A 20581-nucleotide genomic window follows, 5' to 3' on the forward strand; every position below is an offset into this window, starting at 1 on the left:
TTACTTATGCTGGAGGGGAAAATTGCACTGGTCACCGGGGCATCCCGTGGCATCGGACGGGCCATCGCTTTGGAGCTGGCCCGTGCGGGCGCCGACGTGGCCGTCAACTACGCCGGCAGCGAGCAGGCGGCCGAAGAGGTCGTCTTGGCCATTCAGGCCTTGGGACGGCGCGCCATGAAGATCAAGGCCAACGTCGGTTCCTCCGAGGAGGCCGACGCTATGGTTTCCCAGGTGCTCGAAACCTATGAGCGTATCGACATCCTGGTGAACAATGCGGGCATCACCCGCGACAACCTGATCATGCGCATGAAGGAAGACGAGTTCGATCAGGTGATCAACACGAACCTGAAGGGCGTCTTCAACTGTGTCAAAGCAGTGACCCGCCCCATGATGAAGCAGCGCTCCGGCCGCATCATCAACATCTCCTCCGTGGTGGGCTCCGTCGGCAACCCGGGCCAGGCCAACTACGTGGCCGCCAAGGCCGGCGTCATCGGCCTGACGAAGGCTGCCGCCAAGGAGCTGGCCTCCCGCGGGATCACCGTAAACGCGGTGGCTCCGGGCTTCATCGCCACGGATATGACCGACAAGCTGTCGGAGGACCAGAAGGCCGCCCTGCTGCCTCAGATTCCGCTGGCCAAGATGGGCCAGCCGGAGGATATTGCCCGGGCCGTGCGCTTCCTGGCATCCGACGACGCCTCTTACATCACGGGTCAGACCCTGCATGTGGACGGCGGTATGTACATGGGATAAATGCCCGTATTGGGGCCTGTCCAGTTATTTTTAGCGGGATATGGTATTTTGAACATAATTCTCGTATAATACCATGGAGGAGGTGAACCGGATGTCCGATATCTTGGATCGTGTAAAGCGAATCGTCGTCGACCGCTTAGGCGTAGATGAGGCGGAAGTAACCCTCGAAGCGTCTTTCAAAGATGACTTGGGCGCTGATTCTCTCGATGTTGTAGAATTGGTGATGGAGCTCGAAGACGAGTTCGATCTTGAGATTTCCGATGAGGATGCAGAAAAGATTACGTCTGTGGGAGAAGTTGTTGAATACATAAAATCTCATGCGTAAATGATTCTCCAAGTCCCGTTCGTTCTATGACAACGGGACTTGTCCTCGTTCATCGGGAACTTTGGCTTTACAGGATCTTCATATCCGCCGGCAGCATGTGCTCCGGGTATGGCTCATAGGATGCCGGTGAAGGCCTTTTTTCTTATACAATAACGCTTTAGAAGATAGAGGTGGTCCTTTTGACGCAACGAGTTGTAGTGACAGGTATGGGAGTTATGACGGCGCTTGGCCGGGATCTCGAGACCTTCTGGGGCAACCTGATGGAGGGCAAGTCCGGAGTATCGCTAATCGAAAGCTTCGATACCAGCGAATACACCACCAAGATCGCCGCCGCCATCAAGGATTTTAACCCCGAAGACTATATGGATAAGAAGGAAGCCCGCCGGATGGACCGCTTCGTCCAGTTCGCCGTAGTGACCAGCCAGGCCGCCCTGAAGGACGCCGGCATTACCATTGGCGAGAATATGGATCCGGAACGGATCGGCGTCTACGTCGGCTCCGGCATCGGCGGTCTGATCACGTGGGAGGAGCAGCACCGCATCCTTCTGGAGAAGGGACCGAAGCGGGTCAGCCCGTTCTTCATCCCGATGATGATCGCGAATATGGCCTCCGGCCAGATCTCCATGACCACCGGCGCCAAGGGGCCTAACAGCACGGCGGTCACCGCCTGCGCCACGGGCACCCACTCCATCGGCGACAGCTTCCGCATCATCAAGAACGGCGAAGCGGACGTGATGATCTGCGGCGGCGCCGAAGCGACGATCGCTCCGATCGGCATGGCTGGGTTCTGCGCTTTGCGTGCCATGTCCACCCGCAACGACGAGCCGCATCGCGCCAGCCGTCCCTTCGATGTGGACCGCGACGGCTTCGTAATGGGCGAAGGCTCCGGTGTTCTGATTCTGGAATCCCTGGAGCATGCTCTGAAGCGTGGGGCCCGCATCTATGCGGAGGTGGTCGGCTACGGCATGAGCGCCGACGCCCATCATATGACTGACCCGGCTCCGGGTGGGGAAGGCGCTGCACGCTGTATGGTCAAGGCCATTAAGGACGCAGGGCTGGAACCGACGGATATCGATTATATCAATGCCCACGGAACCTCTACCGGTGCAGGTGACAAGTCGGAGACCGCTGCGGTCAAGACGGTGTTCGGCGACTACGCCTATAAGCTGCCGGTTAGCTCCACCAAGTCCATGACGGGGCACCTGCTGGGTGCCGCAGGCGGCGTGGAAGCGGTCATCAGCGCCTTGACCATCGTCAACGGCATAATCCCGCCGACCATCAACCTGGAGAATCAGGATCCCGAGTGCGATCTGGACTACGTCCCGAATGTCCCTCGCAAAGCCGATGTAGAGGTAGCCATGTCCAACTCCTTCGGATTCGGCGGCCATAACGCGACGATCATCCTGAAGCGTTACGAGGCCTAAGGCTGCTGCCGCCGGTTGGGCGGCGCGTCTAGCCTTCTCATCAGAGGGAAACGATAAGCGCAAGCGGTTCTGCTTTTCGGGATCGCTTGCGTTTTCAATGATACGCACTTTTGGGATCGGAGCAGGGCAGCTTGAGAGCCCGGCCTGGATCCGACGCGAGGTGGAGAACGGAAGCTATGCATGCCGATTTGAAACAACTGGAGAGAAAGCTGGGAATTGCCTTCCGCAATCCGGAGCTGTTGAAGCAGGCATTCACTCATTCCTCCTATGTGAATGAGCACCGGATGACGGTAAGCCGGGATAACGAGCGTCTGGAGTTTCTGGGCGATGCCGTGCTGGAGTTGACGGTATCGGAGTTCTTGTTCGCCAAGTATCCGGACCGCACCGAGGGCGAGCTGACGAAGCAGCGGGCCTCGATCGTATGCGAGCCATCCCTGGTTACCTTTGCCGAGGCGCTTCACTTCGGGGACTATGTCCTGCTGGGCAAGGGGGAGGAGATGACTGGAGGCCGGACCCGTCCCGCGCTGCTGGCGGATGTGTTCGAATCCTTCGTCGGCGCGCTGTACCTGGACCAGGGCTTGGAGGCGGTGCAGGCGTTCCTGAGGCTTCACATGTTCCCGTCCATTTCCTGGGAGGGCCGTCCGCAGATCGTCGATTACAAGACCCAGCTGCAGGAGTTGGTCCAGCAGTTAGGGGCAGGAGCCCTGGAATACCGGATCGTGGATGAGCGAGGACCGGCACATGAGAAGGAATTCCTGGCCGAGGTCTGGATGGATGACCGGCAGCTGGGTAAGGGTTCTGGCCGCTCCAAGAAGGAAGCGGAGCAGCAGGCGGCTTCCCAGGCGCTGGCACGGCTGGCCTCCCCGCAGGGATAAGGCGGGGGGAGGAACGGCTCATATCGGAGCTATTGACAAACGTCATGTATCCCGCGGACCATTCCGGGCTACGCGCGCTTGCCAATGCCGCTCCGATGGGCCGTTTTCTTTTTCCAAGACCCCAAAGGAGGAGACGCTTCGACTTCCGGTATCGACCGGCGGTAAGTCGGCCTTCTTTCCCTATTTCCATAATTCCAGGTTGTTGTTACAATAGGCTACAGACGGCCCCCCATTTGGCATGGCACCTTATAGGGAGCTTCCCGGAACACCGTCCCTGACCCGGACATTGTGATTGCAGGAGAGGTGAAAGATAACCATGTTTTTGAAGCGCATTGAACTGTCGGGCTTTAAGTCCTTCGCCGATAAAACGGAGCTCGAATTCGTACAAGGCATCACCGCGGTTGTCGGTCCCAACGGGAGCGGCAAGAGCAACATTTCCGACGGCATCCGATGGGTGCTGGGAGAGCAGAGCGCCAAGTCTCTGCGGGGCGGAAAGATGGAGGATGTCATCTTTGCGGGGAGCGACGCCCGGAAGGCGGTCAATTACGGCGAAGTGTCGCTGACACTCGATAATTCGGATAAAGCGCTTCCGCTTGACTACAGCGAAGTGACGGTTACCCGCCGGGTCCATCGGAGCGGGGACAGCGAATATTTGATCAACAAGCAGTCCTGTCGATTGAAGGATATTACCGAGCTGTTCATGGATACGGGCATCGGCAAGGAAGCCTATTCCATCATCGGACAGGGCCGCATCGAGGAGATTCTCAGCACGAAGTCGGAGGATCGGAGAGGCATCTTCGAGGAGGCCTCCGGCATCGTTAAATACAAGTCCCGCAAGAAGGAAGCGGAGCGCAAGCTGGCGGACACGGACCAGAACCTGGTCCGGATCCACGATCTGGTCTCGGAGCTGGAGGATCAGATCGTGCCTCTGGAGGAGCAGTCCCGCAAGGCGTACCGGTTCAAGGAGCTTCGGGAAGCGCTTAAGACGGTGGAGATCTCCGTCTACGTGCACCAGATCGACGCGATCTATTCCCAATGGACCGAGACGAACAACCGGATCGAGGAGCTTCGCAAGCAGCAGCTGGAGCTGTCCACGGTGGTGGGCGCCCATGATGCGCAGCTGGAGACCCACCGATGGGAGACCCGCCGTCTGGACGAGGAACTGGAGAAGCTCCAGGAGACGCTCCTGACGATCAGCGAGGAGTTCGAGAAGTGCGAAGGCCAGGGCGAGGTGCTCCGCGAACGCCGCAAAAACTTAAGCTCCAACCGGCTCCAGATGGAGCAGGTGGTGGGTTCCCAGGAGAAGCGTCTGGCGGACAAGCAGACGGAGCTGGCGGAATGCAATGACCGGATCGCCGTAGTGCGGGAACGCTTGGCGGAGTGCAAGGCGGCATTGAAGGCGGAGGAGGAGAAGCTGCTGGGCGTGGAGGGCGGCACCCGGAGCGACGAGGAGGAGCGCCTGAAGGGCGAGCTCCTGGATACGCTGAACCGGCTGGCCCAGGTCCGCAACGAGGCCCGCTACGCGGAGCAGCAGATCGAGACACTCTCCCGCCGGGGCGTGCGGCTGGAGGACGAGCGGGTGAAGTGGACGGCCCAGCTGCAGGAGCTGGCCTCCCGCAAGGAGGAGCTGGATCGCAAGCTCCTGGAAGCGCGGATGGAGTCGGAGACTCTCCGTCAGCAGTTCCTGGAGCTCACGCAATCCATGCGGAGCAAGCAGGGGCTCCTGGAGGAGGTCCAGGGTGCCGTCCGCAAGTGGGAGCAGAAGCTTGACGCTCTGACCTCCCGCCGGGACACCATGCGCGAGATGCAGAATGATTATGACGGCTTCATGCACGGCGTCAAGGAAGTGCTGAAGGCAAAGAACCGTCCGCAGGACGGGCTTCGCGGCATTCACGGCGCCGTTGCGGAGCTGGTGAAGGTTCCCGCCGAGGTGGAGCTGGCCATGGAGACCGCCTTGGGCGGCGCCATGCAGCATATTGTCGTCGAGAACGAAGCCAACGGCCGGGAGGCCATCGCATTCCTGAAGCGCAAGCAGTTCGGGCGCGCCACCTTTTTGCCGCTGGATGTCATTCGGGCTCGTTCGATTCCGGAGCATGAAGCCCGTTCCGTCGCAGGCATGGATGGCTTCGTGGGCTTGGCAGTGGACCTGGTGCAGTTCGCGCCGGTCTACAAGGATATCGTAGGCAGTCTGCTTGGCAACGTCATCGTGGCGGACCGTCTGGAGGATGCCAACCGGATCGCCGCCCGCTGCCAATACCGGTACCGTGTGGTCACCCTGGAGGGCGACGTGGTAAATCCGGGCGGCTCCATGACGGGAGGCAGCCAGCAGAAGAAGAGCTCTAACCTGCTGGGCCGCCAGCGCCAGATCGAGGAGCTGGACCAGGAGATCAAGACCTCCATCGCCCAGCTGAACGATCTGAAGCGCAAAGCCCAGACCATGAAGGTGGAGCTGGTCCACGACAACGATAAGCTGGAGGAGCTCCGGCAGATCGGCGAAGCCAAGCGGGGCGAAGAACAGCGGTATGCCGCCGAGGTGGCGCCGTTGGAGAAGGAATGGAACAACGCGACGGAGCAGCTCTCGGTCTATTCCCAGGATGGGGAAGCCTTGACGGTGGAAGCGGCGGATTACGAGATTCGCAAGATGAAGGCTCTGCAGGAAGCGGCGGAGCTGGAGCGACTGGAGAAGGAGCTGCAGGACGCTATCCGGGAGGCCGAGCTGTTCCGCAAGGCCAGCGAGTCGGCCAAGGATGAGCTGGTGTCTCAGCTGACCGAGTTGAAGGTGCAGGCGGCCTCCGTCACTCAGGAGCAGGAGTCTCTTGTGGGACAAGCCCAGCGGCTGAAGAACGAGTTCGGGGCTCTTGAGCAGGAGCTGGCCGTGAACCGGGAGATGATGCGGCAGCTGGACGGGGACATCGGCGTGAATGAGCAGGAGATCGTGAAGCAGACGGAGCTCCTGAACGACCTCTCCCTTCGGAAGCGTCAGGTTACGGCGGAGAACGAGTTCAAGCGGGCCGAGCGGGCCGAGTGGCTCAAGAAGCTGGAAGAGGAAGAGAATCATACCCGGGACCAGCGCGTCGCCTTGAAGAAGGTGGAGGAGGAGCTTCACCAGGGTGAGGTCCGGGCCAACCGGCTGGACGTAGAGCTGGAGAATATCCTGAAGAAACTGGGCGAGGAGTATGAGCTCAGCTACGAGCTGGCCAAAACCCGGTATCCGGCGCCCGAGGACGTGCCAGCTGCGCAGCTGCGGGTCCGTGAGCTGAAGCGGGAGATCCACGCCTTGGGCGAGGTGAACATGGGGGCCATCGACGAGTATGCCCGCGTCAAGGAGCGTTACGAGTTCCTGGACGCCCAGAAGAAGGACCTGCTGGAGGCGAAGACCTCCTTGTATACGGTAATCCGAGAGATGGACGAAGAGATGTCCAAGCGCTTCCGGACCACCTTCGACCAGATCCGCTCCCACTTCGTCGTGGTCTTCGCCAAGCTGTTCGGCGGCGGACGGGCGGACCTGGTCATGGTAGACCCGTCCATGCCGCTCGATACGGGAATTGAGATCATCGCACAGCCTCCGGGCAAGAAGACGCAGAACCTGCAGCTCTTGTCCGGCGGAGAACGGGCTCTGACCGCCATCGCGCTGTTGTTCGCGATCCTTCATGTGAAGCCCGTTCCGTTCTGCGTCTTGGACGAGGTCGAAGCGGCTCTGGATGAAGCCAATGTGGCGCGCTACGCCGGCTACCTGCGGGAATTCTCGGACGCCACCCAATTTATCGTCGTGACCCACCGGAAGGGAACTATGGAGGAAGCGGACGTACTCTACGGCGTGACCATGGAGGAAGGCGGAGTGTCCAAGTTGGTATCTGTCCGTCTGGAGGAGATGGACGAAGCGGTCTCGGCTTAGTTCTCCGGTTGACCGGGAGGGGATATTTGGCTCCGTCGGTGTTCATGGGGTATAATACGATTATTCATTTTCAAGAGCTGAATCGGAGGATGCCATGAGCTTTTTTCGCAAATTAAAAGAGAGCATTTCCACCAAGACTGAGGCGGTTACGACCAAATTCAAGGAAGGCCTGAGCAAAACCCGCGACGCCTTCGTGGAGAAGGTCGAGGAGCTGATCCTGCGGCGCAAGAAGATCGACGAGGATTTCTATGAGGAGCTGGAGGAAATTCTGATCGGCGCGGACGTCGGGATCAATACCGTCATGAAGCTGATGGACGATCTCCGGGCCGAGGTGAAGAAGCGGAAGATCGAGGATGCCGCGGCGCTTCGCCCCGTTCTGTCGGAGAAGCTGATCGGCCTGCTGGACGCGGACGACGAAGAGGTGGGCTTGCGGATGGCTCCCTCCGGTCTGACGGTGATTCTGTTCGTCGGCGTCAACGGCGTCGGCAAGACCACCACCATCGGTAAGCTGGGCTACAAGTTCAAGCAGGAAGGCAAAAAGGTGCTGATGGCAGCCGGCGATACGTTCCGAGCCGGTGCGATCGAGCAGCTGGAGGTATGGGGCCAGCGCGTCGGAGTGGACGTCATCAAGCAGCAGGCTGGCTCTGACCCGGCGGCGGTGATGTTCGACGCCATCCAGGCGGCGAAGACTCGGAATGTGGACATCCTCCTGTGCGATACCGCAGGCCGTCTACAGAATAAGTCCAATCTGATGGAGGAGCTGAACAAGATCTACCGCGTCATCCAGCGGGAGATCCCGGATGCGCCCCATGAGGTGCTGCTGGTGCTGGACGCCAACACAGGGCAGAATGCCCTGCAGCAGGCCAAGCTGTTCGGCGACAAGACCGGCGTCACGGGACTGGTGCTGACTAAGCTTGACAGCACGGCGAAGGGCGGAATCGTCATTGCCATCCGGCAAGAGATGAACATTCCGGTCAAACTGGTAGGCTTGGGCGAGAAGATGACCGATCTGCAGGAATTCGATTCCGAGCAGTTCGTTCATGCCTTGTTCGCAGGATTGGTTACGGAGGAAGAGGAAGAGGTAGAATCGGATCCGGAAGTGGAATAAGAAAGAGAAGCTTCGTTCAAATAGGACGAAGCTTTTTTTATTTGGGGTGGATTTTGCCCTCATTAAGACCAAGGTAAGAAGATAATATAAAATTATGCACTATACAAAATATTGTCGAAAATAAGCAGTCTGACCCTTTATAAAAACAGAAAAATGGCATTCGCATAGTGCAAATCAGAAAAGGGCAAATCTGCCCCTTTCTGATCCGTTATTCTCAGGAAGGAAAAGTCTTCATATAGACGGATCCCTGTAAATAAAGGGTAAAAAGTGTTCAGAGGCTCCCGCATCCTGGAGTTCGTTCCTTATGAAAGTTATGATCGACCTTTTATGCGCAGAATGAGGGTATACCCATAGTGCAAATGCTACTCTTGGTGCCTGATTGTCGAATGGACTCAAAATTTCCCCTTGCACATCGTTCAGCTTCAAGCTATATTGGTCTGGTAAATATTGCTTGGCCACACCAATGTGAGGGATGGGATCAGATTGAAAATGAAGATGAGAGTAACGGTAGCCGGTATTGGATTGTTCCTTGGCGCAACACTGACGGGAGCGCTGGGCGCACATGCGTCGGAGCTTGTCCGGCTGATGGTGAATGGTAAGCCTTCACCGGTCGAGATCCGGCTGATCGATGATGTCAGCTATGCGCCAGTTCGAGCCGTAGCCGAGATGCTGCAGGCAGAGGTGCAATGGGATGGGGATACCCAAACCGTACATGTGCTTACCCCTGGATACGGTAAGGAAACGGACGGTGTCTACACCCTGGATTCCGTAGTCGTCTCCGGCGTTCAAGCGGTGAAGGACGACTACGGCTGGAATCTAACGGCGGATGTGCGCAACCCCGGCAAGGAGGCCCTTAGAACGGCCGGCCTTACAGCAGTATTCTATAACAAATCCGGTGAACGAATCGGCACCGCTACAGGGACCGTGTACAGCTTGAATCCGGGCCAGACCAAAACCGTGATCTTCGCAACGACTAGTGATCTGGCGGGTTATGACCGGATCCGGTTCCAGACCGATTTCACTTCTTAACGTTCACTTGACCGAGAGTATACCTACCGTCATTCCGTTTGCCGTCCATCGCCAGGTCAATTGCGGGAAGAGCCGTAGCCGGGTCCAATATGGAGACGCACAGGGTATACTCTCCTTCCTGAAATTCGGGGGGGATCTTCAGATTGGCGACCATCTTCTTGTTCCCCGGGAGCCAAGTCCGGATGTCTTCATCCGTGGTGGCGGAGAGGGCCACCTTTCCTTCCGTGTCAACCAGCGACAGCTCCACGGGCCAATGGAAATAGAAGGGGGCTACGCCCTCGTTCACCCAGAGCATCTGAACCGGAAGCGCAGAACCGGGAGCAATGGCCGGGCTGTGGCTTTCGGTATCCACCCGGAAACGGTATCCGATGGTCTTCAGGAACGTGTCGATATTGGCATTCACACCGGTGGAATATCGCTTGTCCATAGGAACGCTAGGTCCGAGCCAGCTGACATGGCTGTTTCGGGCCTGATTTAACGTGGAAGCAAATGTGCTTTCACGGAAATATTTGTCCCCTTGGGAGGAATCCGCAAATTCACCTGCGCTAGGCGCGTAGACCCAAAAGTCCGGGACCGGAGGAATCTTCTCTCCCGTCAGCCAGAAGGTGTAGCCGTTCTTCACCCACTTCTCGAACCCCTCCGTCGTGTGCTCCGGGTTGCCGAACATGTCGTTGAACAGCCCCAGTTTGTTCTCCTTGACGATGGCGTAAGGCCGGCGCATGAGAAGCATCTTATCGGGAAAAGCAGTCATATAATGCTCCACGTATTGATCCGATACGATCGATTTGGGAAAGGGGATCACTTCTCCCGGACCATCCCAAGTATGCCATTCCCCCCAGTGCCCCAGACTTCCCAGCTGCACAAATGCAATCCGGTTATCCCCGTTATAATGCTCGCCAAGCTTGGCTACCAGCTCCTTATGGCGCTGAATCAGAATGGGATTCATGTAATTCGGACTGAAGCCCTTGCCGATCTCCACATCGTACCAGGTCCCATCTTTCCCGATTTCCGTATACAGCCACTCCGGTATATCCATGTGAGAAGTTTTGCGCGGAACATCCAGAACCAGACGTAGAATCAGCTTCTTGCCCTGTTGAGCCCAGCGGTCCAAGCCGATGGCTTGTTCGAATTTGTCAAAATCATACACTCCCTTGGCGGGCTCCAGCTCCTTCCAAGTGATGTTGCTGTATACCAGCCGGTGCTCCAAGGCATAAGGTCCCCCTTTGGCATCAGGAGCAAAACCCATATAAGGGTTAGCCAATACCCGGTCAACGGGCTGCGGCCGGTATGTGGTCAGGGAACGCTTCCCCTGCGCAGAGATGACGGCCGCTCCCAATAGAGAAGCGCCGATTACGGTGGCGGTTAAGCCGGCTAGCACGATGAATCCCACCTTGTTATTCTTTCGAATCATACAAAATCTCCTTCGGACATAGGTTTACGAATGTACCATACAGGAATTTGTTCGCCCTGAATATCGGTCCAAAGGACTGGGTCTTAGGTTGGAATGCATGCGACGTACAGCACTTGCGTTAAGTCAAAACACTTAGATCATATGCATTATTGCGAGAGCCTAAAGGGGTACCTATAATCAGGACTATACTTTTTTGCTGAAATTTGGGTAATCATGGAGGAGAGACAACGTGAGGGTTCTAATTACAGGTGGCTACGGTTTTATCGGATCGTTTGTAGCAGAACGGTTCCACAAGGAAGGACATCAGATATACATCATCGATAACCTGTCGACGGGCAATCCGGATAACCTGCAGATTCCCCATAAGTTCTACCGGTTGAATGTAGAGGATAACAAGTGCGAGGAGCTGTTCAAGAGCCACAAGTTTGATCTGGTCATTCACCTGGCTGCACAGATCAACGTGGTTCATTCCTTGGAAAATCCGTACCTGGACACGAAGTCCAATGTCCTGGGATTGGCAAGCATGCTCCAGCTCTCGGAGAAATATAAGGTGAAAAAATTCATCTTCGCTTCTTCTGCAGCGGTGTACGGAATGAATGACAACGCTCCTCTGCTGGAAGCAGAAGCATGCGATCCCATGTCACCCTACGGAATTAACAAGTGGGTGGGGGAGCTGTACTGTAGGAAGTGGAAGGAAATCTACGATCTCCAGACCTTGTGTCTTCGATTCTCCAATGTCTATGGTCCGAGACAAGGTACCGTCGGTGAGGGCGGCGTCGTCTCCATCTTTATGGAGAGAGCGATGAATAACCAGGAACTGCATGTCTTCGGTGACGGTGAGCAGTCCCGCGATTTTATCTACGTAGAGGACCTGGCCGATGCCATCTACCGGGCGTCGGAATCGGATATCACGGGCGTCTACAATCTGTCTACGAATACGGAAACCACCGTTAACCGGCTGATCGAAATTCTGGACAAGCTGCAACCTCTGGTCGGGGTTCACTACCGTCCTTCCCGCCCCGGAGATATCGTCCGGTCGAGCCTGGACAATACACGGATCAAGCGGGCTCTGGATTGGGTACCGATGTACACTATAGAAGAAGGAATCAATAAAACGTTCAGGTGGTTTAGTGCCACCCGGCAGGAAAAAAAAAAGCCCAATAACCGAAAGCAGTTCACTCGTCTGAAAAAAATAGCAAAAAAAGTGCTCCCTTATGTTGAAAATGTGACTGCTTTTGCCATTACGGCCGCATTGTCCTGGGGCACCAAAGACCATCTATACACCAGCATGCTGGACTACAAAATGATCTACATCATTCTCATGGGAGTTATGTACGGGACCAGACAATCGATCCTCTCGATCCTGGGGGCTTCCGGCTTATATGTCGGGTTAAGCCTGGCGGACGGCCGTGAGTGGATCTCCATGTTCTATGATACGGATGTGCTGTCGCAGATCGCCATCTACATCTTTGTCGGTGTTATCGTCGGCTATGCCATTGACCGGAAGAACCGGGAGGTCATCCACAAGGAAACGGAGATGCAGCTGGTACAGGAGAAGTACGACTTTCTGAACGAGGTCTACACGGAGACCAGGCTCGTGAAGGATCAGCTTCAGACTCAGATCATCAATACAGAGGACAGCTTCGGCAAGATGCACGCCATTGCCAAAGAACTGGACTCCTTGGAGCCTGAAGACGTCCTTCACGGTGCGCTGACCGTGCTTGAAAGGGTCATGAAGACGGACGAAATCTCCATCTATGTCTTGGACAAGAAAACAAGCTACTTGAGACTTATGACCAAATCCACCAAGCTGGAGTTTGAACTGCCGAATTCCTTAAGTCTGAAAGAACAGCCTATTCTTGATGATATTATTATGAATAAGACGATGCATGTCAACCGGAATCTGGATCCGCTTCTTCCCCTCTATATTGCACCCATCCAATGCGATAATGAAGTGGTCGCCCTTGTATCCATTCACAAGATGCCTTATGAACAGTTCACACTATTCTATCAGAATATGTTCCAGGTTGCGGCCGAATTGATCTCCGACTCCTTGACTCGATCCTACCGTTATGTCAAAGCCGCTTATCCGCAGAGATATTTCGAGGGTACCTCGGTCTTGAAGCCCGAACACTTTGAGAAGATTCTGGAAGTGAAGCGGCTTGCGAAGAGCAAGGGGAGAAATGAGTTTACGCTGCTGCGGGTCCGGTACAGCCGGGGACAGACCAGGCTGCAATGGAACCGCATGCTGTCGGCTATTCGGACGACCGATTATGCCGGGTTGAATCTGAATGGAGAAGTCTGCATCATTCTGTCCAATACGGAGGAGCAGGATTCCTATAAGGTTATTGACCGGTTGAAGGCCGCCGGGATTGAAGCCACCATCGTCCGGGAGGAGGGAGAGGCGCTGTATGCTTAGCGCTGGCCTCATTTATGCGGTATTCTGCTGCTGCTGCTTCTACTCCTGGCTGAAGACCAACCGGCAGCAAGCGGTGATTCGCTTTTTGTGGGTCCTGTTCATGCCGGTTGCCGGCTTCATCTTCCTGGGAATCTCCCATTTCTCCAAAAAGGATGAAGCAGGGACGATTGAGGTGCCGACGATGGTGGACGGGGTTGAATGGGTGCAGCAATCCTGCATATATCGGCGAATCGATCTGGAGAAGGAGATGAACATCGTCCCTCTGGAGGAAGTTCTGCTTCTTAATGATAAGGAAACGAAGCGGAGAAAGCTCATCGATGCCTTGAAGGACGAAGCCATTAAGGATCTGCAGATCCTGGAATTAGCGGTCAAAAATGATGATACGGAAACATCGCACTATGCCGCCACCGCTGTGTTGGAGTTGAAACGGAAGCTGCAGCTGGCTATGCAGGCCAGCTCCGAAGCTTACGGACAAGGCGATAAAGGACTGGAAGTGCTGTCAACGTATGCCCATGCGTTGAAGAGATATACGGAGAGCGGCTTCTTGGACCAGCGCTCCTTGCAAAAGTACCGGTATTTGTACTCTCACCTGTTGGAACGGATTATCTCGACTTACCCGGACCAGCATGATTTCTTCGTAGAGAAGATTCAGTGCGAGATGGAGCTTGGAGAGTATGATGAGGCAAGAACGCTCTGCAAAACTTTCCTGCAGCATCATCCCAACAGTGAGATGCCTTATATCCTGGAGATGAAAATATACTATTCTGTCCGGAATTATCCTATGCTGCAGGAGACCGTTGCCCGGCTTAAAGGAGCTTTTCACAAGCTGTCACCGCAAGCTCTGCAGTCGATCCGGAACTGGTCTAAAGGTGAAAAAGCGATATGAACATCCATGGCAATCCACGCAGAAATATGATTATAATCGTAGCTTTTGTAGTCCTACTCGGAATCGTGCAGCAGGTTATGCGTTCGCAGCTGATCTTCCGAATCTCGAACCAGACGGTGAATGATCTGGAGGCGGTGACCCGCATGTCGGAGCCCACAGCAGGGATGCCGGAAGGCTATGAACCGGACAAGTTCCTCCTGGTCTATAATCCAGAGGATGAGGTCAGTAACCAGCTGAAGGAGAATGTGGTCCAAGTTCTTCATTATATGAAGAAAACGTATGACGCCGTGGACATCCGGTCTGTTCCCGATCCCGTACCGCCAAGCTACCGCTCTGCGATCGTCACGACGTCGGATTGGGGCAGAATTACGGGGTTGAAGTCGCTGGAGAACTACGTGTTCGAGGGAGGACATGTATTTTTCGCCATGCGGCCTGAGGTGGAGGACACCTTATATGAGATCTACCGTAAGCTGGGTATTACCTCCTTCGGACTGCCCTATACGTCCAAGGAGGTGTTCTTTCACACGAATGTACTGTTCCGTGCAGCAGGGGACCGGTTTATCGACGATTTTCTGAGCAACTCCGCATTATCTCTTATTTTGGACGGAAATTGCCGGGTGCATGCTACAACGACCAATGATACCCCGCTCTTGTGGGATGCGGATTACGGCGATGGGAGGTTCATGGTGTTCAACGGCACCATCCTTCAGTCGAAGATGAACCGGGGAATTCTGGCCGGCGCATTGTCTCTGCTGAATCAAGAGCAGGCATTCATCTACCCCGTCATGAATATGAAGCTGGCATATATCGATGACTTCCCGGCTCCATTCCCTGAAGGTACGGATCCGGTCCTGAAGGAGCAATATGGGCGGGATATCCGCCGCTTCTTCCGAGAGATCTGGTGGCCGGACATTATGAAAGCGGCAGCCCGATTCGATGTGAAATATACCGGAGTTCTGATCGAAACCTACAATAATAAGGTGGCTCCACCTTTCGACGCCCAGGGCAGTGATAGTTCGGGTCTGATCCTGTACGGGCGGGAGCTGCTGAAGAATGGAGGAGAGATCGGCATCCATGGGTACAATCACCAATCGCTTGAGACCGAACCGGCCAAGTCGCATACGCTGGGGTACCAGCCTTGGGCCAACGGACGAGATATGCAGGAGGCTTTGAGCGAGGTGTACCGGTATTCCAAAGGCGTATTCCCGAAATATACCTTCCGGACCTACGTTCCGCCTTCAAACATACTGAGCCAGGAGGGACGAGCTGCCATCAAGACAGCATTTCCCGATCTCAAGATCATCTCTTCCGTCTACCATGAGGATTACCGGAATCTGGCGTATGTGCAAGAATTTAAGGTGGCGTCTGACGGAATGTTCGAGCTGCCTCGAGTGACATCGGGCTATGAGTTTGATGCGAATAAGCAGTGGCTTCTGATGAATGCCATCACATCTATCGGAGTGTATTCTCACTTCATTCACCCTGACGATCTATTCGACGTGAATCGGAACGGAAATAAGTCGTGGAAGGAGCTGTCCAAGGAATACGAGGATCTGCTGGCTTTTACGAACCAACGGTATGGCTGGCTGAAGCCGCTGACCGCATCATCCGGGGCATATGAGCTGGGCAAATACGTGACCTCCTCCGTGGCCTTCAAGCAGGATAAGGAACACATCGAAGGGTTCATCGAAGGTTTTCACGGCGGGATGGATTTCATCCTTCGCACGGATCGGAAAATCGGCAAGCTGACGAATTGCAGCGTGACGCACATTGACGAGGATGTCTATCTTGTCCACGCGAACAAAGCGAACTTTGTGGTAGGAGTAGAAGCATGAGAATATGTTTAATCGCAGAAGGATCCTATCCGTATGTTACCGGAGGGGTCTCTGGATGGATTCAATCCCTTGTCACCAGCATGCCCGAGCATGAATTCATCTTATATGCCATCGGTGCGGAGGCGAAGCTGAAGGGCGTCTTCAAATATAAGATTCCAGAGAATTTGGTGGAGATCCATGAGGTCTTCCTGGATTCCTACCTTCGGGAGGAGGGGGCATGGGGCAAGCGGTTCCGGATTAAGAAGTCGGAGAGACAGGCCTTATACGACCTGCTGTCCGGGAATCAGACGAGCTGGAGGAATATCTTCTCCCTGCTTTCGGGACGGAGGTTCGAGCAGGTTTCCGATTTTCTCATGAGTAAGGATTTCTTCGACTTGATGTATGAAGTATGCGACAAGAAATATACGCAGGTGCCGTATACGGAAATGTTCTGGACTGTACGTTCCATGATCCTGCCCTTGTTCTACATCATCCGCAATCCCATGCCGCCTGCAGACCTGTATCATGCCGTATCTACCGGCTATTCCGGCGTTATCGGAAGCTTGGGGAAATTTATGTACGAGAAACCCTTCCTCCTCACGGAGCACGGCATCTACTCCAGGGAACGGGAGGAAGAGATCATTAAGGCCGATTGGATCAAGGGCTACTTCAAGGATATGTGGATCCACTACTTCTTCAGCTTGTCCCAATGCGCCTATGAGAGTGCGGATCAAGTGGTCTCCCTGTTCCATCGGAATAAGGAAATCCAGGAGGAACTCGGATGCGAGGGACACAAGATCACCATTATTCCGAACGGGGTGGAAGCCTCGGATTATGCCAGCCTGCCATCCGGAGAGGACAAGCTGGAAGGATGGGTCTATGTCGGAGCTGTCGTGCGGGTCGTCCCCATCAAGGATATCAAGACCATGCTCCAGAGCTTCTCGGTGGCCAAGCATTCGATGCCCAATATCAAGCTGTTTATCTTCGGACCGGTCGAGGAGGATCTGGAATATTATGAAGAGTGCAGGCAGCTGGTAGCCGCATTGGAGCTGAAGGACGTGCAGTTTACCGGGACCGTGAACATCAAGGAATGGATCGGACGAATGGACCTGCTCCTCCTGACCAGTATAAGTGAAGGTCAGCCGTTGGCGCTCTTGGAAGGGATGGCTTGCGGCAAGCCCTTCGTCACAACGGATGTGGGAAGCTGCAGAGAGCTGATCTACGGCAAGGATGATCCTTACGGTGAAGCGGGGATCGTGGCACCGGTCATGAATGCCGAGCGGATCGGGGATGCCATCGTGAAGCTGTGCCGCAATCCTGAGCTTCGGGTAAAAATGGGGCGCAACGGATTGGAGCGGGTGAAGGCACTCTACGGCAAGAAGGCGTTCATCGAAAGCTACAGGCAGTTATACCACCGGATGGGAGGGGATGCGGATGGCCGGGATCGGATTTGAACTGAAGCGAATCGTTCAGGGACAAAAGGGATATTATTATAATTTCAAGGCCTATGCCTATTCCTCTCTGGTAACGGTTGGCCCAATGCTCCTGTGTATGCTGATGATGGTGGTGATGCAGAGGCTGATCATCCTGGCGGGAGGCACCCATCTGGAGAAGGAGATCTTCCTGGCATCCTCGGAGTATGCCTTCGTCTTCTCCCTTCTGGTGACCAGCCCGATCACGATGTTGATCTCTCGTTTCGTCTCTGACAAATTATATATGAAGGAACATGATGACATCCTACCGTCCTTCTATGGCGTGACCTCCGTCTGTCTTCTAGTCGGCGGTGCAGCAGGCGCGATATTTCTCTACCCTTCCCCCCTGCGGGATACCTATAAGCTGAGCTTGTACCTGTTCTTCATGGAGCTGATCGTTGTCTGGATTCAAGCGATCTATATCTCCGCTCTGAAGGACTATATGAGAATCGTCAAGAGCTTCATCATCGGAAGCTCGGTGTCCATGCTGGGGGCCGTCATCTCGATTTTCTTCTTTTCCTGGGATATGGCCGCATCCATCATTACATCCATGGGTGCAGGATTTTTCGTGATGGCCGTCATGTTCAGTTACCACCTGGAACGCTGCTTTAAGAGTCCGAATAAAACCTACTTTGCTTTCCTGGCTTATTTCAAGCAATATCCATCCCTGGCTCTTATCGGCGTTCTCCAAACCGTAGGGTTCAACCTGCACAACCTGCTTGCTTGGAGGAGCAGCATGGGGATCCCGGTGGCCGATACCTTCGTGTATGCGCCATCCTATGACGTACCGGTGTTCTACGCGTTTCTTACGGTGATCCCTTCCATGGTAATCTTCGTCGTTTCCATGGAAACCTCCTTTTATGAAAAGTACATGCATTACTTCTCCTCCGTCTTGTTCGGAGGCACCTTGCAGGAAATCATGAAGGCCCGTAAGGATATGCTCTACGTCTTGTTTCAAGAGTTAAGCTTCATGATGGAGATCCAATTGTTCTTCAGCATCTGTTCGATCGCCGGCGGGAACCGGCTTCTTCCCATGATCGGTTTTTCCAGCGAAGAGGTGGATACGTTCACGATCTTGGTGCTGGGCAATTTCCTCTACATCTTCATGTTCGTACTGGTCCTGATCCTTCTTTATTTCGATGACCGGAAAGGGGCCGTCTGTACGACAGCCATCCTCTTCGTAGGCAATGGGCTTCTCAATGGCCTGGAGGTGTTCGGGGAAAGCCACGGCTTTGCTTTCTTCGTCACGGCACTGGCAGCTCTCGCCGTCGTCATGGTCCGGTTGCTCTATGTAACGAAAAATATCAATTATTACACGTATTGCTCGCAGCCACTGGTCAGCGGTCTGAAGATGACAACCGGTTTCCGGCGTCTTGTAGGCAAGTGGACGCGGGACACTCCCGTGGCTCCGGGCGGAGGAATTCACTTATGACATGGAAATGGAAAATGGCTGCGGCCCCTCTTGTGTTCAGTGTGGCATTAACGGGGTGCAGCGGCATCGCAGAGAAAAATGGGGGCGAGGCTGCTTCGCCCTCCAATGCCCCGGTAGTGATCCAGGAGGCCAAGGCCGGAAATGCTTTGGTAGAGGATCGGTACTTATATGGGAAAGACAAGGGGGATGAGGTCACCCATCTCTTCATCACGGTAATGAATAGAGGAACCGATCCGGCGAAGGGAAGCCTCGTCTCCTTCGATGATATCAATCACATCACCGAAAGGATGCCGGAAGGCCAGAGTGATGCGGAGCTGGAGGTTCTGCTGCAGGAGGGGAATGAAAAGGGGCCGGTTTCCGGGCAGTTCGGCTTCAGCACGAAGGAAGCTAACGGCACGCTGCAGATCCGAGGAAGCTCTACACGCAGCGCCGCTCAGAAGTCTTACAAAATCAAGCTGTTTGACAAGGCCGGAATGTGGAGGGAGCAGAAGGTACTGAATCTGAACAAGCATGCGGCGGACCTGTCCCGAGTTCGGAATAAGCTCAGCTTCGACTACTTCACCCGCATTCCGGATTTCACCAGCTTGCGGACCCATTTCGTTCACTTGTACGTGAAGGATCTGACCAAGAGCAAGCCCACAGACGCCTTCGAGGATTACGGGCTGTATACGGAGATCGAGAATCCGGGCAAAAACTATCTGAAGCAGCACGGCTTCGATGCCAACGGCAGCTTGTATAAGGCGATTAACTTTGCCTTCTACCGCTCTCCGGATGAGCTGAAGGCGGCGACGGAGCCCGGATATAACAAGGCGGCCTTCGAGAAGATTCTGAGTATTGAGGGAAATTCGAATCACGAGAAGCTGCTCCGGATGCTGGATGATGTGAATGACTACACCTTGAATATCAACCAGGTCGTAGACAAGCATTTTAATCGGGATAATATGTTAACCTGGCTGGCAGTCAACATCCTGATGGGGAATATCGATACGATCAGCCAGAACTATATCCTGTATTCACCGCTGAACGCCAATACCTGGTACTTCTTCCCCTGGGATTATGACGGAGCTTGGGATTGGTACAACCAGCCCCGGGAGCCCACGAAGCTGTCCATGTGGCAGAAGGGGATCGGAACCTATTGGAGCAACGTGCTCTTTAAGCGGTTCTTCATGGATCCGGATAACGTTCAGGCCTTGACCGATAAGATCGAGAAGCTGCGGGAAATCATTAACCCGGATCAGACCCGGAGCATGCTGCAATCCTATTACGACACGGTAAGCCGATACACCTCCCGCGACCCCGACGTGATCCATATCCCCGGTTATCTGTCTGAGTTCGAGGATGAACTCAAGAGACTTCCCGAGGTTTCGGAGAACAACAAGAAGACCTACTACGATTCGTTGGAGAATCCTATGCCTATCTTCCTGGGGGACCCGACGGTCAAGGACGGAAGCGTGACCTACACATGGGACCCGTCCTATGATTTTCAAGGGGATGATCTGAGCTACCATATTCAAGTGGCAGCCGATCCCGAGTTCTCGCGGATCCTCTATGAGAAGAAGGGGATAAGCGGGACTACGATCTCCTCCGAGGCACTCCCATCCGGCCGGTATTACTTGCGCGTAACGGTGACGGACAGCAAGGGGCATACGCAAATCCCGTTCGATAGTGTGGAGGAGCGCACCGGAACCATTCATCATGGGATGAAGATGTTCTCGGTACCATGACAAAAAGAAGGCACGTT

General features: G+C 54.9%; 14 protein-coding genes. 13 read left to right on the plus strand and 1 reads right to left on the minus strand.

Annotated features, from left to right (window positions below; translation table 11 throughout):
- Window positions 1–6: 6 nt before the first annotated feature.
- The 7 genes from fabG (at window position 7) to ACSEXW_RS14075 (ending at window position 9406) form a co-directional block, all read left to right on the plus strand.
- A complete protein-coding gene (fabG, locus tag ACSEXW_RS14045) occupies window positions 7–750 on the plus strand; it encodes a 3-oxoacyl-[acyl-carrier-protein] reductase (protein WP_438446790.1) in 744 nt (247 codons plus the stop codon).
- 91 nt (window positions 751–841) lie between these two features.
- Entirely contained in the window at window positions 842–1075 is a 234-nt protein-coding gene (gene acpP, locus ACSEXW_RS14050) for an acyl carrier protein (protein ID WP_438446791.1), read from the plus strand.
- Window positions 1076–1254: 179 nt separating this feature from the next.
- A complete protein-coding gene (gene fabF / locus ACSEXW_RS14055; RefSeq protein WP_438446792.1) occupies window positions 1255–2499 on the plus strand; it encodes a beta-ketoacyl-ACP synthase II in 1245 nt (414 codons plus the stop codon).
- 176 nt (window positions 2500–2675) lie between these two features.
- Window positions 2676–3374, plus strand: coding sequence for a ribonuclease III (gene rnc, locus ACSEXW_RS14060; protein WP_438446793.1), 699 nt, complete (start codon window positions 2676–2678; stop codon window positions 3372–3374).
- Window positions 3375–3690: 316 nt separating this feature from the next.
- Window positions 3691–7269, plus strand: a complete 3579-nt coding sequence (gene smc / locus ACSEXW_RS14065; protein WP_438446794.1) for a chromosome segregation protein SMC — start codon at window positions 3691–3693, stop codon at window positions 7267–7269.
- Between the two features lie 94 nt (window positions 7270–7363).
- Window positions 7364–8377 carry a signal recognition particle-docking protein FtsY gene (gene ftsY / locus ACSEXW_RS14070; protein WP_438446795.1) on the plus strand — a complete coding sequence of 338 codons (1014 nt, stop codon included), beginning with the start codon at window positions 7364–7366 and terminating at the stop codon, window positions 8375–8377.
- Between the two features lie 489 nt (window positions 8378–8866).
- Complete coding sequence (locus tag ACSEXW_RS14075) at window positions 8867–9406, plus strand: FxLYD domain-containing protein (protein ID WP_438446939.1); 540 nt, start codon at window positions 8867–8869, stop codon at window positions 9404–9406.
- On the opposite strand, the gene ACSEXW_RS14080 is transcribed toward ACSEXW_RS14075, so the two are convergent.
- The gene (locus ACSEXW_RS14080) at window positions 9396–10817 is read right to left on the minus strand and encodes a DUF4832 domain-containing protein (RefSeq protein WP_438446796.1); all 1422 of its coding nucleotides are present in this window, start codon (window positions 10815–10817) and stop codon (window positions 9396–9398) included. The genes ACSEXW_RS14075 and ACSEXW_RS14080 overlap by 11 nt on opposite strands.
- A 229-nt stretch (window positions 10818–11046) precedes the next feature.
- On the opposite strand from ACSEXW_RS14080, the gene ACSEXW_RS14085 reads away from it, so the two are divergent.
- The 6 genes from ACSEXW_RS14085 to ACSEXW_RS14110 are packed head-to-tail and all read left to right on the plus strand — an operon-like array spanning window position 11047 to window position 20564.
- On the plus strand, window positions 11047–13236 hold the full coding sequence (locus tag ACSEXW_RS14085) for an NAD-dependent epimerase/dehydratase family protein (RefSeq protein ID WP_438446797.1): 2190 nt from the start codon (window positions 11047–11049) through the stop codon (window positions 13234–13236).
- Window positions 13229–14122, plus strand: coding sequence for an outer membrane protein assembly factor BamD (locus ACSEXW_RS14090; RefSeq protein ID WP_438446798.1), 894 nt, complete (start codon window positions 13229–13231; stop codon window positions 14120–14122). Before ACSEXW_RS14085 ends, ACSEXW_RS14090 begins: the two co-directional genes overlap by 8 nt.
- Entirely contained in the window at window positions 14119–15957 is a 1839-nt protein-coding gene (locus ACSEXW_RS14095; RefSeq protein WP_438446799.1) for a DUF2194 domain-containing protein, read from the plus strand. Before ACSEXW_RS14090 ends, ACSEXW_RS14095 begins: the two co-directional genes overlap by 4 nt.
- Entirely contained in the window at window positions 15954–17390 is a 1437-nt protein-coding gene (pelF, locus tag ACSEXW_RS14100) for a GT4 family glycosyltransferase PelF (RefSeq protein ID WP_438446800.1), read from the plus strand. The genes ACSEXW_RS14095 and pelF overlap by 4 nt, the downstream gene beginning before the upstream one ends.
- Window positions 17371–18840, plus strand: coding sequence for an exopolysaccharide Pel transporter PelG (gene pelG, locus ACSEXW_RS14105; protein WP_438446801.1), 1470 nt, complete (start codon window positions 17371–17373; stop codon window positions 18838–18840). Before pelF ends, pelG begins: the two co-directional genes overlap by 20 nt.
- Window positions 18837–20564, plus strand: a complete 1728-nt coding sequence (locus ACSEXW_RS14110) for a CotH kinase family protein (protein ID WP_438446802.1) — start codon at window positions 18837–18839, stop codon at window positions 20562–20564. Before pelG ends, ACSEXW_RS14110 begins: the two co-directional genes overlap by 4 nt.
- Window positions 20565–20581: the final 17 nt, after the last annotated feature.

It is taken from the genome of Oryzibacillus soli, from assembly GCF_051594765.1.
Lineage (GTDB): Bacteria > Bacillota > Bacilli > Paenibacillales > NBRC-103111 > Paenibacillus_AR.

What these genes read in the sequence shown, in the direction of transcription:
- pelG (WP_438446801.1), top strand. Translation starts at nt 17,371, where the DNA reads ATGGCCGGGATCGGATTTGAACTGAAGCGAATCGTTCAGGGACAAAAG.
- ftsY (WP_438446795.1), top strand. Translation starts at nt 7,364, where the DNA reads ATGAGCTTTTTTCGCAAATTAAAAGAGAGCATTTCCACCAAGACTGAG.
- smc (WP_438446794.1), top strand. Translation starts at nt 3,691, where the DNA reads ATGTTTTTGAAGCGCATTGAACTGTCGGGCTTTAAGTCCTTCGCCGAT.
- ACSEXW_RS14080 (WP_438446796.1), bottom strand. Translation starts at nt 10,817, where the DNA reads ATGATTCGAAAGAATAACAAGGTGGGATTCATCGTGCTAGCCGGCTTA.
- ACSEXW_RS14095 (WP_438446799.1), top strand. Translation starts at nt 14,119, where the DNA reads ATGAACATCCATGGCAATCCACGCAGAAATATGATTATAATCGTAGCT.
- ACSEXW_RS14075 (WP_438446939.1), top strand. Translation starts at nt 8,867, where the DNA reads ATGAAGATGAGAGTAACGGTAGCCGGTATTGGATTGTTCCTTGGCGCA.
- pelF (WP_438446800.1), top strand. Translation starts at nt 15,954, where the DNA reads ATGAGAATATGTTTAATCGCAGAAGGATCCTATCCGTATGTTACCGGA.
- acpP (WP_438446791.1), top strand. Translation starts at nt 842, where the DNA reads ATGTCCGATATCTTGGATCGTGTAAAGCGAATCGTCGTCGACCGCTTA.
- rnc (WP_438446793.1), top strand. Translation starts at nt 2,676, where the DNA reads ATGCATGCCGATTTGAAACAACTGGAGAGAAAGCTGGGAATTGCCTTC.
- ACSEXW_RS14110 (WP_438446802.1), top strand. Translation starts at nt 18,837, where the DNA reads ATGACATGGAAATGGAAAATGGCTGCGGCCCCTCTTGTGTTCAGTGTG.
- ACSEXW_RS14090 (WP_438446798.1), top strand. Translation starts at nt 13,229, where the DNA reads ATGCTTAGCGCTGGCCTCATTTATGCGGTATTCTGCTGCTGCTGCTTC.
- fabG (WP_438446790.1), top strand. Translation starts at nt 7, where the DNA reads ATGCTGGAGGGGAAAATTGCACTGGTCACCGGGGCATCCCGTGGCATC.